The sequence below is a fragment of the Oceanobacillus massiliensis str. N'diop genome (assembly GCF_000285495.1).
Taxonomy (GTDB): Bacteria; Bacillota; Bacilli; order Bacillales; family Amphibacillaceae; genus Oceanobacillus; species Oceanobacillus massiliensis.
Genome location: NZ_HE610982.1, coordinates 13,613 through 33,091, shown reverse-complemented (window position 1 = coordinate 33,091; position 19,479 = coordinate 13,613). Strand labels below are relative to the sequence as shown.

Genomic DNA, 19,479 nt, shown 5'->3' with positions numbered 1-19,479 from the left:
ACGGGTCACCAATATGGAGGATTAGCTCAGCTGGGAGAGCACCTGCCTTACAAGCAGGGGGTCGCAGGTTCGAGCCCTGCATCCTCCACCATTTTGCCGGCCTAGCTCAACTGGTAGAGCAACTGACTTGTAATCAGTAGGTTGGGGGTTCAAGTCCTCTGGCCGGCACCATTTTTTTGCATAACTGAATGAAGTATAGTTAACAATATGTACGGAGGGGTAGCGAAGTGGCTAAACGCGGCGGACTGTAAATCCGCTCCCTCAGGGTTCGGCAGTTCGAATCTGCCCCCCTCCACCACTACTATTGTTGGGCTATAGCCAAGCGGTAAGGCATCGGGTTTTGATCCCGTGTACCCCAGGTTCGAATCCTGGTGGCCCAGCCATTTTATCTATGCAGGGTTAAGCAAGAAATATTTTTCGAGCCATTAGCTCAGTCGGTAGAGCATTTGACTTTTAATCAAAGGGTCGAAGGTTCGAATCCTTCATGGCTCATCACTTTAATAGAATACAGTATCAGTAAATAAACAAGGTCGCTATGGTCACATACAACCTTGTTTATTTGCATTTTAGGGCTTTTTTTAACATAATGGGTACAGTTCATTTTAGCGTCTATTTAAAGAGGCAGATACTTCGGATGAAAAAAATAGGGATATCATGTTATAATTTATTTTAGTATAAATTTAAAAATAACGTATTTTAATATATATTACGATATTAAAGGATGATCCAGGATGAAGTCTTCCAGAATCCCCGGTTTTTATAATTTGTCTGTTGAACAGAGGCGGGACCTTCTGAAAAAGGAGCTGGATTTCTCTGCTGAGGAATTGAGCAGCCTATATATAAAAGAACCTCTTTCCACTGAAACCGCAGATAAAATGATTGAGAATGTTATTGGTACCTTTCAGCTTCCTTTTGGATTAGGATTGAATTTCCTCATAAACGGGAAAGATTATGTCATACCAATGGTAATAGAAGAAGCATCTGTTGTTGCTTCTGCAAGCCATATCGCCAAAATCGTAAGAAGTGCCGGTGGATTTCATACGGAAGCAACGGAAAGAGTCATGATAGGGCAGATTCAGGTGGTCGGTTGTTCAGATTTTCATGCAGCAAAGCAGGCTATATTAAATGAAAAAGAAGTATTGATCAATGCTGCGAATGCTGCATACCCGAGTATTGTCTCCAGAGGCGGTGGGGCTGAAGATCTGGATGTCCGAATACTTAATGAGGATTCAGATTCATCATATGGGAAAATGCTTGTTGTCCATATGTATATCAATACTTGTGATGCCATGGGTGCAAATATAATCAATACCATGGTCGAATCCGTTGCCCCGATTGTTGAAGAAATCACAAATGGAAAAGTGTATCTGCGAATTTTATCCAATTATGCGGATAAATGTCTGGCAAGAGCCCGTTGTGTGATTCCTCCTGAACTGCTTTCTACTGGAGATTATTCGGGAGAGGAAGTCCGTGATGGAGTTATTCATGCATATGAATTCGCGGCTTCGGATCCATATCGTGCTGTAACACATAATAAAGGTATCATGAATGGAATAGACCCTGTTGTTATCGCAACTGGTAATGACTGGCGTGCTGTCGAGGCTGGATCACATGCATATGCCGCACGTCATGGAAGTTATGGGTCGATGACAACATGGTCTAAAGACCAAGCAGGAAATCTCGTGGGAGAAATCGAGTTGCCGATGTCGATAGGAACTGTTGGTGGAGCTACGAGAGTCCACCCGTTGGCAGAGCTTTCGCTTTCTCTCATGTCGATAGAATCAGCCAAGGAACTTGCTCAAGTCATTGTTGCGGTTGGCTTGGCACAAAATCTCGGAGCTTTGAAGGCATTAGCTACGGATGGTATTCAAAAGGGCCACATGGCACTGCATTCCCGCTCGGTTGCAATTGCAGCAGGGGCTTCAGGGGAGATGATTGATATCATTGCGGAGAAATTAATCGAAGAAAAAGAAATCCGTGTCGGAAAAGCTAAAGAATTGGTGGAAGAGTATACAAAATGAGTGCAGAAAAAGTAACTACTTCAGAGAAAACAGCTATAGGTATAGCTCATAGTAAACTAATTTTAATTGGAGAGCATGCAGTTGTGCACGGACAACCAGCAATCGCTATTCCATTCCCTTTAATTGGTGTCGAAACAATCATTGAACGGGTACCGGGTCTCGTTAAAATTGATAGTGCTTTTTACCATGGACCTCTTCATCTGGCACCGGAATCTCTGCATGGGATTGTGAATTGTATAGAAGAAACGCTCGAATATCTAGAGTTTCCCTGTAAAGATTTGCTGATTCGGATTAACTCCTCCATTCCGCCTGGTAAAGGATTGGGTTCAAGTGCTTCTGTCGCCATCTCTGTGATCAGATCTATATTTGACTATGCAGAGAGGGAATGTTCCGAAGAAGAATTACTAATGCTTGCAAACGTTGCGGAGACGTATGCGCACGGAGCTCCCAGTGGGATTGATACACTGACAATCACATCGAAGTCACCAGTGTGGTACGAAAAGGAAAATCCAATTGACTATATTGATCTCGGTGAAGATTTTCATTTTATCGTAGCAGATTCTGGAAGAGTCGGTGATACACGGACTTCCGTAGCATCTGTAGCACATTTGTTGAAAACCGCACCTAAAAGAATCCAACGTAAAATCGACCGTATCGGCGAGCTGACGCATCATGCCAAACACGCGTTGGAGAAGGCAAGTAAACAATTCCTCGGCCAGCTTTTGAATGAAGCGCAAAAGGAATTGGAATCACTTGGAGTAAGTGATTCTGGGTTGAATAAGCTTATTTATTTCGCTCGAAAAGAAGGGGCATTGGGGGCGAAGCTAACTGGTGGCGGGAATGGCGGCTGTATCATCGCGCTTGCCCAAAATGAAGTCCATTCGAAGCAGCTGGCAGAAAAACTGAGAAAGTATGGTGCAACTTCAGTATGGCCATTTGTTTTAAAAAAGCAGAAGTAGAAAGAAATAGATTGAAATGGGATAAAAGGGAGATAAGGGATGAAAGCAACAGCAAAGGCACACACAAATATTGCTTTGATAAAATACTGGGGGAAGCGTGATGAATCGCTGATTCTGCCTACCAACAGCAGTCTCTCCCTAACATTGGACGGCTTTTATACAACCACAACAGTAGACTTCCAGGAAGGTTTGATGCAAGACCGGTTTTTACTCGATGATCAACCTGTCGAAGGAGACGCATATCATCGTGTGACCCAGTTTCTCAATCTGATTCGCCGTTTGGCCGGCCGGGAAGATCTCTATGCCAATGTGCGTTCTATAAATGCTGTTCCTACGGCTGCGGGACTTGCTTCATCAGCTTCTGGCTTTGCGGCGCTGGCAGCGGCTGGAACAAAGGCAATTGGCTTAGAGCTGAATGATCAGGAACTATCCAGGCTTACGAGGCAGGGATCTGGTTCTGCCAGCCGTTCCATTTATGGCGGATTTTCTGAATGGCAAATGGGAAGTGAGGAAGATGGGTCCGATTCATTTGCTGTGCCAATTGCATCTGCTGAGCATTGGGATGTCCGTGTGGCGGCAGTAGTCCTTTCCTCTAGAGTCAAAAAAGTGTCGAGCCGTGCTGGAATGAAGCGCACGGTGGAGACTTCGCCATTCTATCCTGGATGGATTGACAGCATTTCGAAGGACTTAAAAGAAATAAAGGCAGCTATCCATACGAAGGATTTCGAAAAAACAGGCCAGATAGCAGAAGCGAACTGTTTGAAGATGCATGCTACAACCTTGGCAGCAGATCCTCCTTTTACATATTGGAATGATTTAACGATGCGGGTGATGCAGACTGTCCAGGAGATGAGAGCAAACGGAATACCTGTTTATTTCACGATTGATGCAGGACCAAATGTAAAGGTTCTCTACCTGCCGGAACATGAAAAAAGTGTAGAAAAGACACTGCGTGAAATACCTGGTGTCACCGATGTGATTTTAAGTAAACCCGGTCAGGGAATAAGCTATCTTTAGGGGTTGAACTTTTTGTCGAATAGACCAATTACCATTAGAGTGCCAGGGAAATTAATGATAGCAGGGGAATTCGCTGTCCTGGAACCAAACCATCATCTAGCAGTGATGGCAGTAGATCGTTTTGTTTATGCAACTATTCACGGTAGTGATTCAAATAAACTCACCTTGCACGATTTCAGCCTTTATGAACTTGGCTGGTCATACGAAACGGATCAGGTAGAAGTCGCAAGCGACGATAACAGGGTAGGATTTGTCAGAGACGCGATGTCCATTTCTTGTACATATTTAAGGGAGAAGAAGGTTGAACTGGCACCATTTAGTCTCTCCATCCGCAGTGAGCTTGATGATGAATCGGGTATCAAATATGGATTGGGGTCGAGCGCAGCGGTCGTAACTTCGGTTGTATCGGCCATCCTGCATCGGTTTCTTGATAACCCCTCTTCAGAGCTTATCTTTAAGCTTGCCGCTATCTCGCATGTGAAGACCCAGGGAAACGGTTCTGGAGCGGACGTAGCCGCATCATCCTTTGGTGGTCTCCTGCAGTATGCTTCCTTTCAGGCGGAGTGGCTGAGAAATGCCTATGTAGAGAGTGAATCCATATCAGCATTGCTTGAAATGGATTGGGTATATTATTCCTTGCAGAAAATCGAAATGCCAAAAAATGTCTATTTTTGTGTTGGCTGGACAGGCAAACCGGCTTCCACGTCGAAGCTTGTAGATAAGATCCTGCAATTGAAAACAGATCATCCAGATGCATTTCAATCCTTTCTTGAAAACAGCGACCGGGCAGTAAGCGATTTTCTTAAAGGAATGGATGAGGATAATGTTGCGCTTTTGTTAAAAGGTGTCAAGCAGAACCGAGAAGCGCTTGCCACGGTTGGCGGAAATGCAGACACATTGATTGAGACGCCTTTACTGACCAAGCTATGTGATCTCGCAGAATCGCTTGGTGGAGCAGGAAAACCATCCGGGGCTGGAGGGGGCGATTGTGGTATTGCCTTTATGCCTTCCAAGGAAAAAGCGCTGGAATTAATGAAAGCATGGGAAGAAGCAGGGATTAAACCATTGACTATCCAGCCGAGCCGCCAAGGTGCCTCGCCGATGGAGCAGTACTGAATCCCGAATTGATTGTTTATTATAACGTAAGGCTCTGTTGGAATATATAGCCGCATTGCTATAAACCAAAATAAAAGAGACATTAACTTTTAAGGAGGTCCTTGAAAAATTAATGTCTCTTTATTTGTTTTTGTCTTTTTGTATACCGTCCTCTTTTCATATTGCCTTTTGGTATTCATTAATCAGTTCATCAAGTTTTACACTCGAAGCGATCACTGCCTCAGAGGTAAGGTCATTTGTGCAGGAAAGGGAAATCATTTCTTCACGGCATTCTTCTATTTTTTCAATTAAAGTCACAAAAATTTCCTCCTATCTAGTATACTTAATAATAGAAAATACCCATATTCCTTCATTTATAAACTTCTAAATAAATATAAATTGTCGCGGTGAATAAGTAATAATTTTTGCTGGGAAAAAATACGAAAAAAATTGAAACCTTTTGTATTACACAGTCGTATAAAGAGTACCGCATAGTAAGCGGAGGTAAACTGATGGATCAATTTATTAAAGAAAAAATAAAACAGGTGAAGAAGGGCGATCAGTCGGCATTTGGTGACGTGGTTTCCTTCTACCAGAGTAAAATTTATCAGCATTGCTATCGGATGCTTGGTAATGCACATGAGGCGGAGGATATAGCACAAGAGGCTTTTATACGTGCATATGTAAATATTCATTCGTTCGATGATCGCAGAAAGTTTTCTACCTGGTTGTATCGTATTGCTACCAATTTAACGATAGACCGTATTCGAAAACGAAAACCTGATTATTATCTGGATGCGGTCGTAAAAGGGACGGAAGGATTGAATATGTATTCCCAATTGGCAAGTGAAGAACGCCTTCCCGGGGAAGAAGTGGAAAGTCTGGAGCTGCAGCGCTATATTCATCATGAAATATCACAACTGCCACCAAAATATCGCAGCGTAATCATGTTACGTTATTTGGAGGAATTTTCCCTTCAGGAAATAAGCGAGATCCTGGATATTCCATTAGGAACGGTCAAAACCAGAATACATCGCGGAAGGGAAGCTTTGAGAAAAAGGCTTCGTCATGTGTAAAGGAGTGTGTTCTACTTGAGCTGTAATAAGGAAACAATCGAATTGATGCATAAATATTTGGACGGTGACCTCACGAAAGCGCAGGAAGCCGTTCTGGGTTCACATTTAGAGGGTTGTGAAGACTGTCAAGCGCATTTTCATGAATTAAAGCGAACGATAACATTAATCAAGAGTGCGGAAAATTTCGCTGCGCCAGAAGATTTTACCCAAAAGGTTATGATGAAACTTCCGACAGAAAAGAAGCGGTTGAAGTATACACGCTGGTTCAAATTACATCCTGTCATCACTGCGGCAGCAATCTTTTTCATATTCATGATGAGCGGGATGGTCACTTCCTGGAGCCAGGATACGGAACTCGTCGTTTCCAAACAGAAAGAATTAATTGTTGAAGGCGATACAGTGATTGTCCCAGAAGGTGTAACCGTACCCGGAGATGTCCTTGTGAAAAATGGAAACTTGATTATAGAGGGCACGATCGATGGCGATGTCACATTGGTAAATGGCGAACTGATCCATGAATCGCCACTGGACGGTGAGGGTTTGATGGCATCGGCCGGAGGGGTCAATGGTGAACTTGAAAAGGTCGACCAGATGTTTGAGTGGATGTGGTACAAGGTCAAAAGCCTTTTTAAAGGGATATTTTCCTTCTGAATTCCATAGTGTTGCAATAACTGAGAAATACCCGGATAGTTGGTGAACTTATCCGGGTATTTCTTTATATTACGGTAGCTATTGGCATATGTTTCCGGAAAATTATGTTATAATAAATATCGTTGACTATCTATAAATTATAAGAGGATGTTCAAAAGACTGACGTATATTTATCAATGATTGCGAACTTCTTTCTTGAACAACTATGAAAATAAATTTTTACTGCTAAAGGATGGGTGAGCATGCTTGATGGGGGATTAGAATTTTTGGATCTGCTAAGAATAGGCGTAGATATAACTCTCGTCTGGTATGTATTGTATAAATTGATGATGCTGATCAGGGGGACGAAAGCGATACAGCTGCTGAAGGGGATTATTGTGGTCTTAGTGGTCTGGGCACTGAGCATCATACTGAATCTCCAAACGATGCAATGGCTGACCAATCAGGCCATTTCATGGGGACTGATTGTTATTATTATATTATTCCAGCCAGAACTGCGAAGAGCACTTGAACAGCTTGGACGGGGAAATCTTTTTTCGCGAAGTGCTAAATCTGAGGAAGAACTTATACAACAGCAAATTGAAGCTATTCTACAGTCTTGCAATTATATGGCAAAACGAAGAATTGGTGCTCTGATATCCATCGAAAGAGAAACAGGTATTGGTGATTATGCTGAGACAGGTATAGCTATCAATGGAGAACTGTCCCATCAGCTATTGACGAATATCTTTACACCGAATACGCCACTCCATGATGGTGCTGTAATCATTAAGGAAGGTGAGATAACGGCAGCCGCCTGCTACCTTCCATTATCGGAAAGTCCATTCATATCGAAGGAACTTGGGACAAGACACCGTGCCGCAATGGGCATCAGCGAAGTAACAGATGCATTGACAATTGTGGTATCCGAGGAAACGGGAGCTGTTTCCTGTACCAAAAATGGAGAGCTCCATAGAGACTTGGATCAGGATAGCCTTCGGGAGATGCTGCGTGCACATTTATCCTTAATACAAAAAACCTCTGAAAAAAAATCATGGAAACGGAGGGAAAGTAAGAATGGATAATTGGTTTAAGAGCAAATGGTTTGTACGAATAGCATCATTGGCATTTGCCGTGTTCTTATATATTTTTGTGAGTGTTACCGTTAATTCAAATGAGTCGGAGTCACGATTATCAGGGAACTCTGACCAAGCCCAATTGTTGGATGATGTGCCGGTTGAAATAAGAATAGATGAAGAAAATTATGTTGTCAGCGGCGTGCCTGAATTCGTTATGGTCAATTTGCAGGGATCGCCGGGTAATGTTAGACCGCTGGCATTACAGCGGAACTTTGATGTTTTTGTCGATCTTCGCGGACTTGGCGAAGGGGAGCATACCGTCGAATTGCAGCATACAATATCGAACGATGTCAGTGCCTTTATCGAGCCAAAGACAATTGACGTTACCATTGAGGAGAGAGCAAGCGAAGAATTCGATGTTGTTGCCGATTTTATTAACAGTGATAAGCTGGCACCCGGATATGAACTTGTTGACTACGAGCTGGAACCTTCAACGGTCACGATAACAAGTTCCAGATCGGTTATCGAGCAAATCGGTGCCATCAAGGTGTATGTTAATCTAGAGGGGCTGGAAGGCTCCATCAATAATCGGGAAGTTCCTGTAAATGCTTATGATACACAAGGTAATGAATTGAATGTTAGAATTGATCCAGAAAGTGTACAAGTATCGGCGAATATTGACAATCCAAGCAAATCAGTTCCGGTTACCGTAGATACCAGTGGTGAACTTCCGGAGGGCTACTCGTTAAATTCCGTTTCTGCGAATGTAGAAGAAGTCGAAGTCTTTGCCACCAGTAACGTATTGGAAGGAATCACGGAAATAGCGACAGAGGAAATTGACTTATCCGAAATAACGGAATCTGGTACCATCGAAACACAATTGGCGTTGCCGGAGGGAGTAAACGCTCCTGAAATGGACACAATTGAGGTAACATTGGACTTAGAGCAAACCCGAGAATTCGAGGCCATTCCTATCACAGAAGAGGAACTGGAAGATGGACAGACTGTCACCTATGTCGAACCAGAAAGCCCTGAAGTGAATATTACTGTTACAGGCAATGAATCCGAAATTCGTGAATGGACAGCCGAAGATTTTAGTGCCTCCATCGACTTGAGTGGCCTTGAACCTGGAGAACATACCGTTCCGGTAACTATAAATGGACCGGAAAATGAAAATATAACGATTACGAGTGAACTGGAAGAAGTAAGGATTGAAATCAACTGATCGATAAGAGGCAATGTTTTGGTAAAGATGCAGTTGAATTGGATGAATTTAAAGGAGAGGTAATAATGGGAAAATATTTTGGAACTGATGGCGTTAGAGGCATAGCCAATAAAGGTCTTACACCTGAACTGGCTTATAAGCTTGGACGTTGTGGGGGCTATGTGCTGACAAAGGATATCGAAAAACCCCGTGTTCTTATAGGGCGTGACACACGTATTTCAGGCCACATGCTAGAAGGTGCACTCTTAGCTGGTTTATTATCTATAGGTGCAGAAGTAATGCGTCTTGGAGTGATCTCCACTCCTGGTGTAGCATATTTGACAAAAGCAACCAGTGCACAGGCTGGTGTCATGATATCTGCTTCCCATAATCCCGTCGAAGATAATGGAATTAAATTCTTTGGTCCGGATGGCTTTAAATTGACGGATCAGCAGGAAGAAGAAATTGAAAAGCTAATGGATGCAGATGAGGATACACTGCCGCGTCCAACCGGGGCCGGCGTCGGTGTCGTCAACGATTACTTTGAAGGCGGCCAGAAATATCTTTCCTACTTAAAAGATACCATTGATAATGACTTTGTAGGACTGCAAATTGCAATCGATTGTGCGCACGGTGCAACATCCAGTCTTGCAACACATTTATTTGCCGATCTCGAGGCCGACATTTTCTCAATCGGTTCTACACCAGACGGATTAAATATTAACGAAGGCGTCGGTTCAACGCATCCGGAAACATTGCAGGAATTTGTAAAAGAAAAAGGTGCTGATATCGGTCTTGCTTTTGATGGAGACGGAGATCGCCTGATTGCAGTTGATGAAAAAGGAAACATCGTTGACGGAGACCAAATCATGTATATTTGCGCAAAATATTTAAATGAAATTGGTATGCTTAAGCACAACACCGTCGTTTCAACTGTAATGAGCAACCTTGGCTTCTATAAAGCAATTGAGGAAAACGGCATGCGCAGTGATAAAACCGCAGTTGGAGATCGTTATGTCATGGAAGAGATGCGTAAAGGCGGATATAACCTTGGCGGTGAACAATCCGGGCATATCATCTTCCTTGATTACATTACGACAGGGGATGGAATGTTATCCGCATTACAACTGGTCAATGTAATGAAAGAAACAGGCAAACCATTGTCAGAGCTTGCTGGAGAGATGAAAGTCTTCCCGCAGATACTTAAAAACGTAAAAGTATCCGATAAGAATGAGGCACTTACTAATTCGGTGGTCTTAACGGAGATTGAAGCAGTGGAACGTGAACTGGGTGACCAGGGCCGCGTCCTTGTTAGACCATCTGGAACAGAACCACTTGTACGGGTTATGGTTGAAGCTCCAACAGAAGAAGAATGTGAGCGGTATGCAGAACGAGTAGCAGAAGTTATTGAAAGATTGATTGGATTACAGGATTAATAAGAGAGCTGCTTTCCTAAGATGGAGAGCAGCTCATTTTTTTCCTGGCCGTTTAGGACCCGATTCCTTTTAAGCTGCAGTGCAAGATATAGTTCCGAAGCGGATATAAAGCACCAATCATTTCTGGATACGTCACAATTCTAATCACATGCAAAGTGCAGAACCACACTTAAGAAAAGATCTAAAGCAAAAATAAAGTGCCAAACGGTATCTCAATATGTCAGAATAGTTTATAATTAAAGTGAAAACAAAAAATGATAGTCAGACATCGATGTACATACATATGAATCGTTTTAAATCTTTAGGAGGATGATGAATGATACAGTTTCCAAAACCAGCAGTAGAACAATTCTTTCGCACGTATTCCATTACCGATTTTGCGGTCAGCAAGGATGAGAAAAGACTCGTCTTTACATCTAATCTAAATGGAAAGATGAATTTATGGGCATTAGACTTGGATGGTCCGGGCTTCCCATATTTATTCGCCCATAACGATGAAGCCGCAAGCTTTGTGAAATTTGATCCAGAAAATCGTTATGTACTTACTGGCTATGATAAGGATGGGGATGAGAACTATCAGATCTATGCATTACCATTTGATGGAGGGCTTCCTCAGCCATTGATTACTGGAGAACCCGAGGAGAAATATTACTTTGCCCACTTAAGTGATGATGGCAAACGGATCTATTATATTACGTCAAAAGGAAACCCATCTATGCTCAATACAAGAGTGCGCAGCCTTGAGGACGGAACGGATACCTTATTGAATGAAGGGGAAATCTCTCCAACGGAACTTGCTGCAGTATCTGATGACGAACAGGCATTTGTCTATTTGCGTGCGTTTGCAAATACATATGTAACTGGATTTGTGAAAAAAGGAGAAGAGACATGGTCAATAACACCAGACCCGGAAAAAGTACATATGTCGTTCGATCCGATTTTTACTGATAATCAAACGATTTATTTTGTAACAGATTATGAAAGTGAATATAGCTATGTAGCTAAGTTTGATATGGAGACACAGGAATTTGCTTCTGTTTTGACAATCGATCAGGAAAGTATCACGACATTGAAGTTTGATCAATCGACCAATTCCCTGTATCTGGTTACGGAAAAAGGAGTGACTGATTTATTCTATCGCTACTTCCTTGAAAATGGAAAACTGGAGAAGTTATCCGTGCCAATGGATTTAATCCAAAAACTTGTAATTACAGAATCCGGAGGTCTCTATATATTAGGCGGAAGTGCCGCGATTCCTCAAAATATATTCCAGTCTGCTGACGGAAAAGACTGGAAGGGACTTACGGATAACCGTGTACTAGGATTAAGTGAGGAAGATATGGTGGACCCGGAAGTCGTTTCATATCCATCATTTGATGGAATGGAAATCGAGGCACTTTTATTTAAAGCCAAACCGGAACATGATAATGGCTATACGATTTTCTGGCCGCACGGGGGACCGCAAGCAGCGGAACGGAAACATTTCCGCTCCATGTTCCAATGCTTCCTTAACCGGGGCTATAGTATTTTTGCGCCGAATTTCCGCGGGAGCACGGGCTATGGATCGTCCTTTGTGAAATTGGTCGAACAGGACTGGGGAGAAGGACCGCGTCTGGATAATGTTGCAGGAATTGAATGGCTCTTCGATAACGGCATAACCGACCGTGAGAAGCTATTCCTGGTCGGTGGCAGCTATGGAGGCTATATGGCACTGCTTTTACATGGTCGTCATCCGGAATATTTTAAAGCAGTTATTGATATCTTCGGTCCATCTGATCTCTTTACCTTTGTTAATTCTGTACCCGCTCACTGGAAGCCGATCATGGAACGCTGGATTGGAGATCCGGAACGTGATAAGGAGCGATTCATAAAAGACTCGCCAGTCACCTATCTTGATACAATGACAAGACCGATGCTCGTTATTCAAGGCGCAAAGGATCCACGCGTAGTAAAAGAGGAATCAGACCAAATCGTTGCAAAGCTGGAAGAAAAGGGACGGGATGTTGAATATCTTGTGCTGGAAGATGAAGGACACGGATTCTCGAAAAAGGAAAATGAAATCAAGGTGTATTCCTTAATGCTTGAATTTATGGAAAGACATCAGGGATAAAGGAACAGCTCTTCCGCGATGGAAGAGCTGTTATTATTTTTGTGCATGAACATAGTCAATATAAAGTTCATAAGCTAACTTAAAAAGATGCTCCGTAATTTGTATTGACCATTCATTGCTTTCTCGGTTACAATATAGTGAGCTCTTATTAAATGTTTATTTTGTTGAAAAATGAGGAATATAATAGGGCTGTGACTTTTACTCAAGAAGAGGAAGGGGCATAGAGGTTTTAAAAGCAATAAAAAGCGCCAGGACTATTTCGGACGGAAAAGGGAAATAGTTGACGAGGTGGAGGTTATCGAGGATTTCGGCGGATGCCTCCCGGCTGGATATCTCAGTCGTAGCTTTATTCCTTAAAACAATAAGGTGACTTGTTGGACAAAAGGATAAAGAATGATGTTCAAATTAAAATAAAAATAAAAATAAAACGAGAAAGGGGCAGTTCAGCGCCCCTGTAGTTAATAAAGGTTCGTTTGTCTGCCCCTTATTATTAGGAGGACATCGATATGTGTGGAATAGTAGGATATATCGGACAAAACGATACAAAAGATATTTTATTAAATGGACTAGAAAAACTGGAATATAGAGGTTATGACTCTGCAGGGATTGCTACCCTGAATGATGAGGGAGTCAACCTAACAAAAGTAAAAGGCCGAATTGCAGCACTTCGAGATAAAGTGGATAGCTCTGTTCATGCAACAATGGGAATAGGCCATACCCGCTGGGCGACACATGGTGTACCAAGCATCATTAACGCACATCCCCATCAAAGCGCGTCTGGAAGATTTACACTTGTTCATAATGGAGTTATCGAAAATTACAATGACCTGAAAAAAGAATATTTAAGCGATGTTGACTTTGTAAGTGACACAGATACGGAAGTCATCGTACAGCTAATTGATAAATTCTATGCAAAACATGAAGATACTGTTGCTGCATTCCGTGAAACTATGGGGCTTCTGAAAGGTTCCTACGCTATTGGAATGATTGATGTTGAAGATAAAGAAACATTGTACGTTTCTAAAAACAAAAGCCCGCTTCTTGTCGGCCTTGGTGAAGGATTTAACCTTGTGGCAAGTGACGCAATGGCAACATTGAAGGAAACAGATCAATATCTTGAAATCTTTGATAAAGAAATTGTACTTGTAAATCGTAATTTTGTAGAGGTACAGACACTTGAGGGCACTGTTGTTGAACGCAAACCGTTTACAGCGCAAATCGATGCAAGTGATACCGAAAAAGGTACGTACCCGCATTTCATGCTGAAAGAAATCGATGAACAGCCGATTGTTATGCGTAAAATTATAAAGGAATACCAAAATGAGAATAATGAACTTAAGCTTGATGCTGATATCCGTAAGGCAATGAAAGCGGCAGACCGCATCTACATCATCGCTGCCGGAACAAGTTATCATGCAGGTTTGGTTGGTAAAGAGTTTCTGGAAAAATTAGCAAACATCCCAGTTGAAGTCCATGTTGCAAGTGAGTTTTCATATAATATGCCATTACTGTCAGAACATCCATTGTTTGTGTTCATCTCACAAAGTGGTGAAACAGCTGACAGCAGATCGGTATTGGTGAGAATCAAAGAAATGGGATACCCAGCACTTACAATTACAAATGTGCCAGGATCCACCCTTTCTCGTGAAGCAGATTATACACTGCATCTATATGCAGGACCTGAAATTGCAGTTGCATCGACAAAAGCATATACTGCCCAAATAGCCGTATTGGCAATCCTTGCAGTTGATACAGCAAATGCGAAGGGACTTGAGCTGGACTTTGATCCAATGCAGGAACTTGCGATTGTTGCCAATGCAATGGAAGTGCTGACCGATCAGAAAGAAGAATTCGAGCAGCTGGCAAAAGACTATTTTGCCACTACACGGAATGCCTTCTTTATCGGAAGAAGCGGCGATTACAATGTCGCGCAGGAAGCTGCATTGAAATTGAAAGAAATCTCCTACATCCAGGCAGAAGGATTTGCCGGTGGAGAATTGAAACACGGAACAATTGCCCTGATTGAAGAGGGGACACCTGTCATTGCTCTTGCAACACAGGAAAATGTAAACTACTCCATTCGTGGTAACGTTCAGGAAGTGGTGGCCCGTGGAGCGAATGCAATGGTAGTCAGTATGAAAGGTTTGGAACAAGATGATGATGCCTTTGTATTGCCGCATGTTCACGAATTGTTGGCACCACTTGCGAGTGTGGTTGCAATGCAACTGCTTGCATATTATGCTGCCTTGCAGCGCGGATGCGACGTAGATAAGCCGCGTAACCTTGCTAAGTCGGTAACGGTTGAGTAGGATTTGGTGTAGGGTAAGTAGATTTGTATGTAGCTGTTACTTTCCTCTTCCCTCTGCTAAAAAGTCGGTACCTCCTGCTTTATAGTTGGTATCCAAACGGCAAAGGAATCGGGGAAGAGCAGCGGGCAGACCGTTATGTATTCAATCGTTATTCAACCGGTTTTTCCAATCAAAAATCAATATCAATTCGGGGCGGGTCCAGTAGGATTTCGTCCCTTTTTCTTTTTCCTAAAATCGGGAGAAAGCCCCCCCCGAACCGTTGCCATTACTGGATTCCGTAGGAGTTCAATCCCTTTTCAATTGTTTTCCTAACCCTATAAATCCAACGGATTTTCAATCTCTATTCAGTATGTTACCTAACTGTAACACCATCCCAAAACTGCTACATTTTCAATATTCTCTTGGGTCTCGTCCTTCTGCTATAGGGAAGAACTTAGTTACAATGGCGGAATATTCTATACAACCCGGAAGTGGAAAAAGAGGGGGAAATCAAGTGATTTGGGGAAGAACTAAGTTCCATTGTCTTGTGGCATAGAAATGGGGTTGGATCCTTGGGAGATAAGGGATAGAGGGGGATTTGGTTGGGGAAGAAGAAAGTTACAGGTACATATAGTAGAAGAAAGAAAATAATAAGAGATAAGTGGAAATAGGTATAGGCTTAGTCCTTCTGGCTAGATTAAAGACATCTCACAGATTTGGTATGGCATTCAGCAATCGGGCTATTAGCTAGCAATAGAAGCTCACAATTTTTTGCGATGTTAATCTAATAACCATTTGACTATTAGAATATATAGCTGTAAAATTACAATTGATATTAACAGTCAAACGAATGTTTGAATATATAAACTGACACAATGGATCAAGAGAAAAATGAAACTTATTCAAATATTTAAGGATTGGAGTGATTCGCTTTGGTAACAACAATCGTATCGGCTATTGTCTCATACATAGCGACAAGTATTGATTACATTGTCATATTAGTTGTTCTATTTGCTCAAAATGAGAGGAGAAAAAGGGCTGTTAGAGATATTTTTTTAGGACAATATATAGGATTTACTATACTAATTGCCATTAGTCTATTGGCAGCTTTTGGACTTACATTAATACCACAACACTGGATTGGATTACTTGGTTTGGTTCCAATATTCATCGGTCTAAAGGTTTTGTTTGAAAAAGAAGACGACGATGATCAAGAAGAAATTATAGATACAAACCGATTCACCAGTTTTATACTTAGTGTAGCAGTCATTATGTTAGCTGCTGGTGGAGATAACTTAGGTGTATACATTCCTTATTTCACCACCTTAAATACGTTTGAATTAGTAGTTACGATTATCATTTATTATGTTTTAGCTGCAGTATTATTATATCTATGCCGGCGTATAGCAGCTGTAAAAGGTGTATCTGAAACAGTGGAAAAATACGAAAGAATTATTGTTCCAATTGTATTTGTAGCTTTAGGTATTATGATTATGTATGAAAATGGAACTTTCAGTTGGATACTAAATTGGATTAATTAAGATTTTTAAAGTTACATTAAAAAATTGTCTAAGAAGTCTAAAACAAACAATCAAACAATCATTTGACTATTTGTTTATAGTGAGATATATTATGAGTATAATTAATATACAAATAACTATTTGAATGTGAGGGAAATATTATGACAAAAGATATTTGTGAAGTTACCTGTATTCACGAAGATAAAGTAAACAGGGCTAAAAATGATCTTGCTAAACAAAATCCTATGGAAGTAGCAAAGGTTTTTAAGGCTCTGTCAGATGATACAAGGGTTAAAATTGCTTACGTTTTGTCTTTAGAGGGAGAGTTATGTGTTTGTGATGTAGCGAATATTATTGAATCTTCAAAGGCTACGGCATCCCATCATTTAAGATTATTGAAAAATCTAGGTATAGCAACATATCGTAAAGAAGGGAAGTTAGTCTATTATTCACTAGATGATGAGCATGTTAAACAGCTCGTAGAAAAAGCCTTCGTTCATCAGAGGGAGGTAATGAAAGTTGGATAATACAGCAAAAACCTTAACAGAAGATAAAAATGTTTACCGTGTTGAGGGGTTCTCATGTGCAAATTGTGCTGGGAAGTTTGAAAAAAATGTAAAAGGACTACCAGGAGTGCAAGATGCTAAAGTCAATTTCGGAGCTTCTAAAATTGATGTCTTCGGCAGTGCAACCGTTGAAGAACTAGAAAAGGCTGGTGCTTTCGAGAATCTTAAAGTGGCACCAGAGAAAACTAGAAGACGGGTCGAACCTGTAGTAATTGAAGATAAAAATGTTTACCGAATTGAAGGTTTCTCCTGTGCAAGCTGTGCAACGAAATTCGAAAAGAATGTAAAACAAATAACGGGAATCCAGGATGCAAAAGTAAACTTTGGAGCTTCTAAAATTGATGTTTACGGAAACACAACGGTTGAAGAACTTGAAAAAGCGGGTGCTTTCGAGAGTCTTAAAGTATTTCCTGAAAAACTAGCGAATCAAACGACAAAAGAGACCAGAGAGGATAACAAGGTTCAAAAAGAAGAGAAAATACCATTTTATAAAAAACACAGTACATTACTATTTGCCACATTACTCATTGCTTTTGGTTACCTTTCTCACTTTGTAAATGGAGAAGATAACCTGGTAACTTCAATGTTATTTATAGGTTCGATTGTAATTGGAGGATATTCACTATTTAAAGTTGGTTTTCAAAATTTGTTACGCTTTGATTTTGACATGAAAACCCTGATGACCGTTGCTGTTATTGGAGCAGCTATCATTGGCGAATGGGCAGAGGCATCTATTGTTGTCATTCTTTTTGCAATCAGTGAAGCACTTGAACGTTTCTCTATGGATAGAGCAAGACAATCCATTCGTTCATTGATGGATATTGCTCCTAAAGAAGCACTTGTTAGACGAAATGGTCAGGAAATAATGATCCATGTAGATGATATTGTTGTAGGCGATATTATGATTGTCAAACCAGGGCAAAAAATTGCCATGGATGGGCTAGTTGTGAATGGATTGTCGGCTGTCAATCAGGCAGCTATAACAGGAGAATCAGTCCCTGTTGCCAAAACGGTAGATGATGAAGTATTTGCAGGTACGCTTAACGAAGAGGGTCTGTTAGAAGTAAAAATAACTAAATATGTAGAAGATACAACTATCGCCAAGATTATTCATCTTATTGAGGAAGCACAAGGGGAGCGTGCTCCAGCCCAAGCATTCGTAGATAAGTTTGCAAAATATTACACTCCGATCATTATGGTTATTGCAGCCTTGGTTGCAGTCGTTCCGCCTTTATTCTTTGGTGGAGGTTGGGATACATGGGTTTATCAAGGATTAGCAGTACTTGTAGTTGGGTGTCCTTGTGCATTAGTAATTTCTACTCCAATTTCGATTGTTTCGGCAATTGGAAATGCGGCTAAAAAAGGTGTGTTGATTAAAGGCGGTGTCTATTTGGAGGAATTGGGAGCCATCAAGGCAATCGCATTTGATAAAACAGGAACACTGACAAAAGGTGTACCTATGGTAACAGATTTTAAAGTATTAAATAATCAAGTGGAAGAAAAAGAACTATTTTCCATCATTACAGCTTTAGAATATCGTTCACAACATCCACTGGCTTCAGCAATTATGCAGAGGGCTGAGCAAGATAATATTCCTTATTCGAATGTGCAGGTGGAAGACTTCACTTCGATTACTGGGCGAGGTATAAAAGGGGTTGTAAACGGAACAACCTATTATATTGGTAGTCCAAGACTTTTTAAGGAATTAAATGTTTCCGATTTTAGCCTTGAGTTTGAAAACAATGTGAAAATCCTACAAAATCAAGGAAAAACAGCCATGATCATTGGAACGGAACAAACAATCCTCGGTGTAATTGCCGTTGCAGATGAAGTACGTGAAACAAGCAAAAATGTGATTCAAAAACTTCACCAGTTAGGAATTAAGCAAACAATAATGCTGACTGGTGATAATCAAGGTACCGCAAATGCAATTGGTGCACATGTAGGCGTATCTGATATTCAATCCGAATTGATGCCACAGGATAAATTAGATTTTATTAAAAAAATGCAATTGGAGCATGGTAATGTAGCTATGATTGGCGATGGTGTTAATGATGCTCCTGCACTTGCTGCATCCACTGTCGGAATAGCAATGGGCGGGGCTGGTACAGATACTGCAATCGAAACTGCTGATATTGCCTTAATGGGAGACGATTTAAGCAAACTTCCATTCGCAGTAAGACTCAGTCGAAAAACGCTAAATATCATCAAAGCTAACATCACTTTTGCTATTGGAATTAAATTAATTGCTTTACTATTGGTTATTCCAGGCTGGTTAACGCTTTGGATTGCTATTCTTTCAGATATGGGAGCTACTATTTTGGTAGCATTAAATAGTTTGCGACTGATGAGAGTAAAAGAATAGTACACTTTCCCCAAGAGTTAGATCTAAATTCTAATTCTTGGGATTTTTCCAATTAGCTAGACCATAGAAGAAAGTGAAAAAGCCAGAAGTATAGGTATACTCAACTGTAAGGG

At 41.2% G+C, this 19,479-nt stretch carries 15 protein-coding genes and 5 tRNA genes; 19 read left to right on the top strand and 1 reads right to left on the bottom strand.

Annotation, left to right across the window (positions count from 1 at the left end; translation table 11 throughout):
• The first annotated feature begins 15 nt into the window (after window positions 1-15).
• The 9 genes from OMHG_RS17285 to OMHG_RS17245 all read left to right on the top strand — a co-directional run bounded on the left by OMHG_RS17285 (window position 16) and on the right by OMHG_RS17245 (window position 5,113).
• Window positions 16-91: transfer RNA gene (locus OMHG_RS17285), tRNA-Val, on the top strand.
• A 4-nt stretch (window positions 92-95) separates the two neighbouring features.
• Window positions 96-171: transfer RNA gene (locus OMHG_RS17280), tRNA-Thr, on the top strand.
• A 42-nt stretch (window positions 172-213) separates the two neighbouring features.
• Window positions 214-298, top strand: a tRNA-Tyr gene (locus OMHG_RS17275).
• Between the two features lie 10 nt (window positions 299-308).
• Window positions 309-383 (top strand) — tRNA-Gln (locus OMHG_RS17270).
• Window positions 384-419: 36 nt separating this feature from the next.
• Window positions 420-492 (top strand) — tRNA-Lys (locus OMHG_RS17265).
• A 239-nt stretch (window positions 493-731) separates the two neighbouring features.
• The gene (locus OMHG_RS17260; RefSeq protein ID WP_010652207.1) at window positions 732-2,021 is read left to right on the top strand and encodes a hydroxymethylglutaryl-CoA reductase, degradative; all 1,290 of its coding nucleotides are present in this window, start codon (window positions 732-734) and stop codon (window positions 2,019-2,021) included.
• A complete protein-coding gene (mvk, locus tag OMHG_RS17255) occupies window positions 2,018-2,980 on the top strand; it encodes a mevalonate kinase (RefSeq protein WP_010652205.1) in 963 nt (320 codons plus the stop codon). The genes OMHG_RS17260 and mvk overlap by 4 nt, the downstream gene beginning before the upstream one ends.
• A 39-nt stretch (window positions 2,981-3,019) precedes the next feature.
• The gene (mvaD, locus tag OMHG_RS17250; protein WP_010652204.1) at window positions 3,020-3,997 is read left to right on the top strand and encodes a diphosphomevalonate decarboxylase; all 978 of its coding nucleotides are present in this window, start codon (window positions 3,020-3,022) and stop codon (window positions 3,995-3,997) included.
• Between the two features lie 12 nt (window positions 3,998-4,009).
• A complete protein-coding gene (locus OMHG_RS17245) occupies window positions 4,010-5,113 on the top strand; it encodes a phosphomevalonate kinase (protein WP_010652202.1) in 1,104 nt (367 codons plus the stop codon).
• A gap of 156 nt (window positions 5,114-5,269) precedes the next feature.
• Here OMHG_RS17245 and OMHG_RS18110 read toward each other — a convergent pair whose 3' ends face one another.
• Window positions 5,270-5,410, bottom strand: coding sequence for an aspartyl-phosphate phosphatase Spo0E family protein (locus OMHG_RS18110; RefSeq protein WP_010652200.1), 141 nt, complete (start codon window positions 5,408-5,410; stop codon window positions 5,270-5,272).
• Window positions 5,411-5,604: 194 nt separating this feature from the next.
• Between OMHG_RS18110 and sigW the strand changes: the two genes are divergently transcribed.
• From sigW to OMHG_RS17195, 10 genes are all read left to right on the top strand, one after another.
• On the top strand, window positions 5,605-6,168 hold the full coding sequence (sigW, locus tag OMHG_RS17240; RefSeq protein WP_010652199.1) for an RNA polymerase sigma factor SigW: 564 nt from the start codon (window positions 5,605-5,607) through the stop codon (window positions 6,166-6,168).
• Between the two features lie 15 nt (window positions 6,169-6,183).
• The gene (gene rsiW, locus OMHG_RS17235) at window positions 6,184-6,819 is read left to right on the top strand and encodes an anti-sigma-W factor RsiW (protein WP_010652196.1); all 636 of its coding nucleotides are present in this window, start codon (window positions 6,184-6,186) and stop codon (window positions 6,817-6,819) included.
• A gap of 242 nt (window positions 6,820-7,061) precedes the next feature.
• Complete coding sequence (gene cdaA, locus OMHG_RS17230) at window positions 7,062-7,883, top strand: diadenylate cyclase CdaA (protein ID WP_010652193.1); 822 nt, start codon at window positions 7,062-7,064, stop codon at window positions 7,881-7,883.
• Window positions 7,876-9,102: a CdaR family protein gene (locus tag OMHG_RS17225; RefSeq protein ID WP_010652191.1), complete on the top strand. Its 1,227-nt coding sequence runs from the start codon at window positions 7,876-7,878 to the stop codon at window positions 9,100-9,102. The genes cdaA and OMHG_RS17225 overlap by 8 nt, the downstream gene beginning before the upstream one ends.
• A gap of 65 nt (window positions 9,103-9,167) precedes the next feature.
• Window positions 9,168-10,517: a phosphoglucosamine mutase gene (gene glmM / locus OMHG_RS17220; protein WP_010652188.1), complete on the top strand. Its 1,350-nt coding sequence runs from the start codon at window positions 9,168-9,170 to the stop codon at window positions 10,515-10,517.
• Window positions 10,518-10,833: 316 nt separating this feature from the next.
• Complete coding sequence (locus OMHG_RS17215; protein ID WP_010652185.1) at window positions 10,834-12,627, top strand: S9 family peptidase; 1,794 nt, start codon at window positions 10,834-10,836, stop codon at window positions 12,625-12,627.
• A 506-nt stretch (window positions 12,628-13,133) separates the two neighbouring features.
• Window positions 13,134-14,936, top strand: a complete 1,803-nt coding sequence (gene glmS, locus OMHG_RS17210; RefSeq protein ID WP_010652184.1) for a glutamine--fructose-6-phosphate transaminase (isomerizing) — start codon at window positions 13,134-13,136, stop codon at window positions 14,934-14,936.
• Between the two features lie 911 nt (window positions 14,937-15,847).
• A complete protein-coding gene (locus tag OMHG_RS17205; RefSeq protein WP_010652183.1) occupies window positions 15,848-16,456 on the top strand; it encodes a CadD family cadmium resistance transporter in 609 nt (202 codons plus the stop codon).
• Between the two features lie 140 nt (window positions 16,457-16,596).
• The gene (locus OMHG_RS17200; protein ID WP_010652182.1) at window positions 16,597-16,962 is read left to right on the top strand and encodes an ArsR/SmtB family transcription factor; all 366 of its coding nucleotides are present in this window, start codon (window positions 16,597-16,599) and stop codon (window positions 16,960-16,962) included.
• Window positions 16,955-19,366 (top strand): heavy metal translocating P-type ATPase, encoded by a 2,412-nt coding sequence (locus OMHG_RS17195; protein ID WP_010652181.1) that lies wholly within the window; start codon window positions 16,955-16,957, stop codon window positions 19,364-19,366. Before OMHG_RS17200 ends, OMHG_RS17195 begins: the two co-directional genes overlap by 8 nt.
• Window positions 19,367-19,479 lie beyond the last annotated feature (113 nt).

Bases quoted from the DNA above. Each gene is read 5' to 3' on its own strand.
- OMHG_RS17260 (WP_010652207.1), top strand. From the start codon at position 732: ATGAAGTCTTCCAGAATCCCCGGTTTTTATAATTTGTCTGTTGAACAG.
- mvk (WP_010652205.1), top strand. From the start codon at position 2,018: ATGAGTGCAGAAAAAGTAACTACTTCAGAGAAAACAGCTATAGGTATA.
- mvaD (WP_010652204.1), top strand. From the start codon at position 3,020: ATGAAAGCAACAGCAAAGGCACACACAAATATTGCTTTGATAAAATAC.
- sigW (WP_010652199.1), top strand. From the start codon at position 5,605: ATGGATCAATTTATTAAAGAAAAAATAAAACAGGTGAAGAAGGGCGAT.
- cdaA (WP_010652193.1), top strand. From the start codon at position 7,062: ATGCTTGATGGGGGATTAGAATTTTTGGATCTGCTAAGAATAGGCGTA.
- OMHG_RS17225 (WP_010652191.1), top strand. From the start codon at position 7,876: ATGGATAATTGGTTTAAGAGCAAATGGTTTGTACGAATAGCATCATTG.
- glmM (WP_010652188.1), top strand. From the start codon at position 9,168: ATGGGAAAATATTTTGGAACTGATGGCGTTAGAGGCATAGCCAATAAA.
- OMHG_RS17215 (WP_010652185.1), top strand. From the start codon at position 10,834: ATGATACAGTTTCCAAAACCAGCAGTAGAACAATTCTTTCGCACGTAT.
- glmS (WP_010652184.1), top strand. From the start codon at position 13,134: ATGTGTGGAATAGTAGGATATATCGGACAAAACGATACAAAAGATATT.
- OMHG_RS17200 (WP_010652182.1), top strand. From the start codon at position 16,597: ATGACAAAAGATATTTGTGAAGTTACCTGTATTCACGAAGATAAAGTA.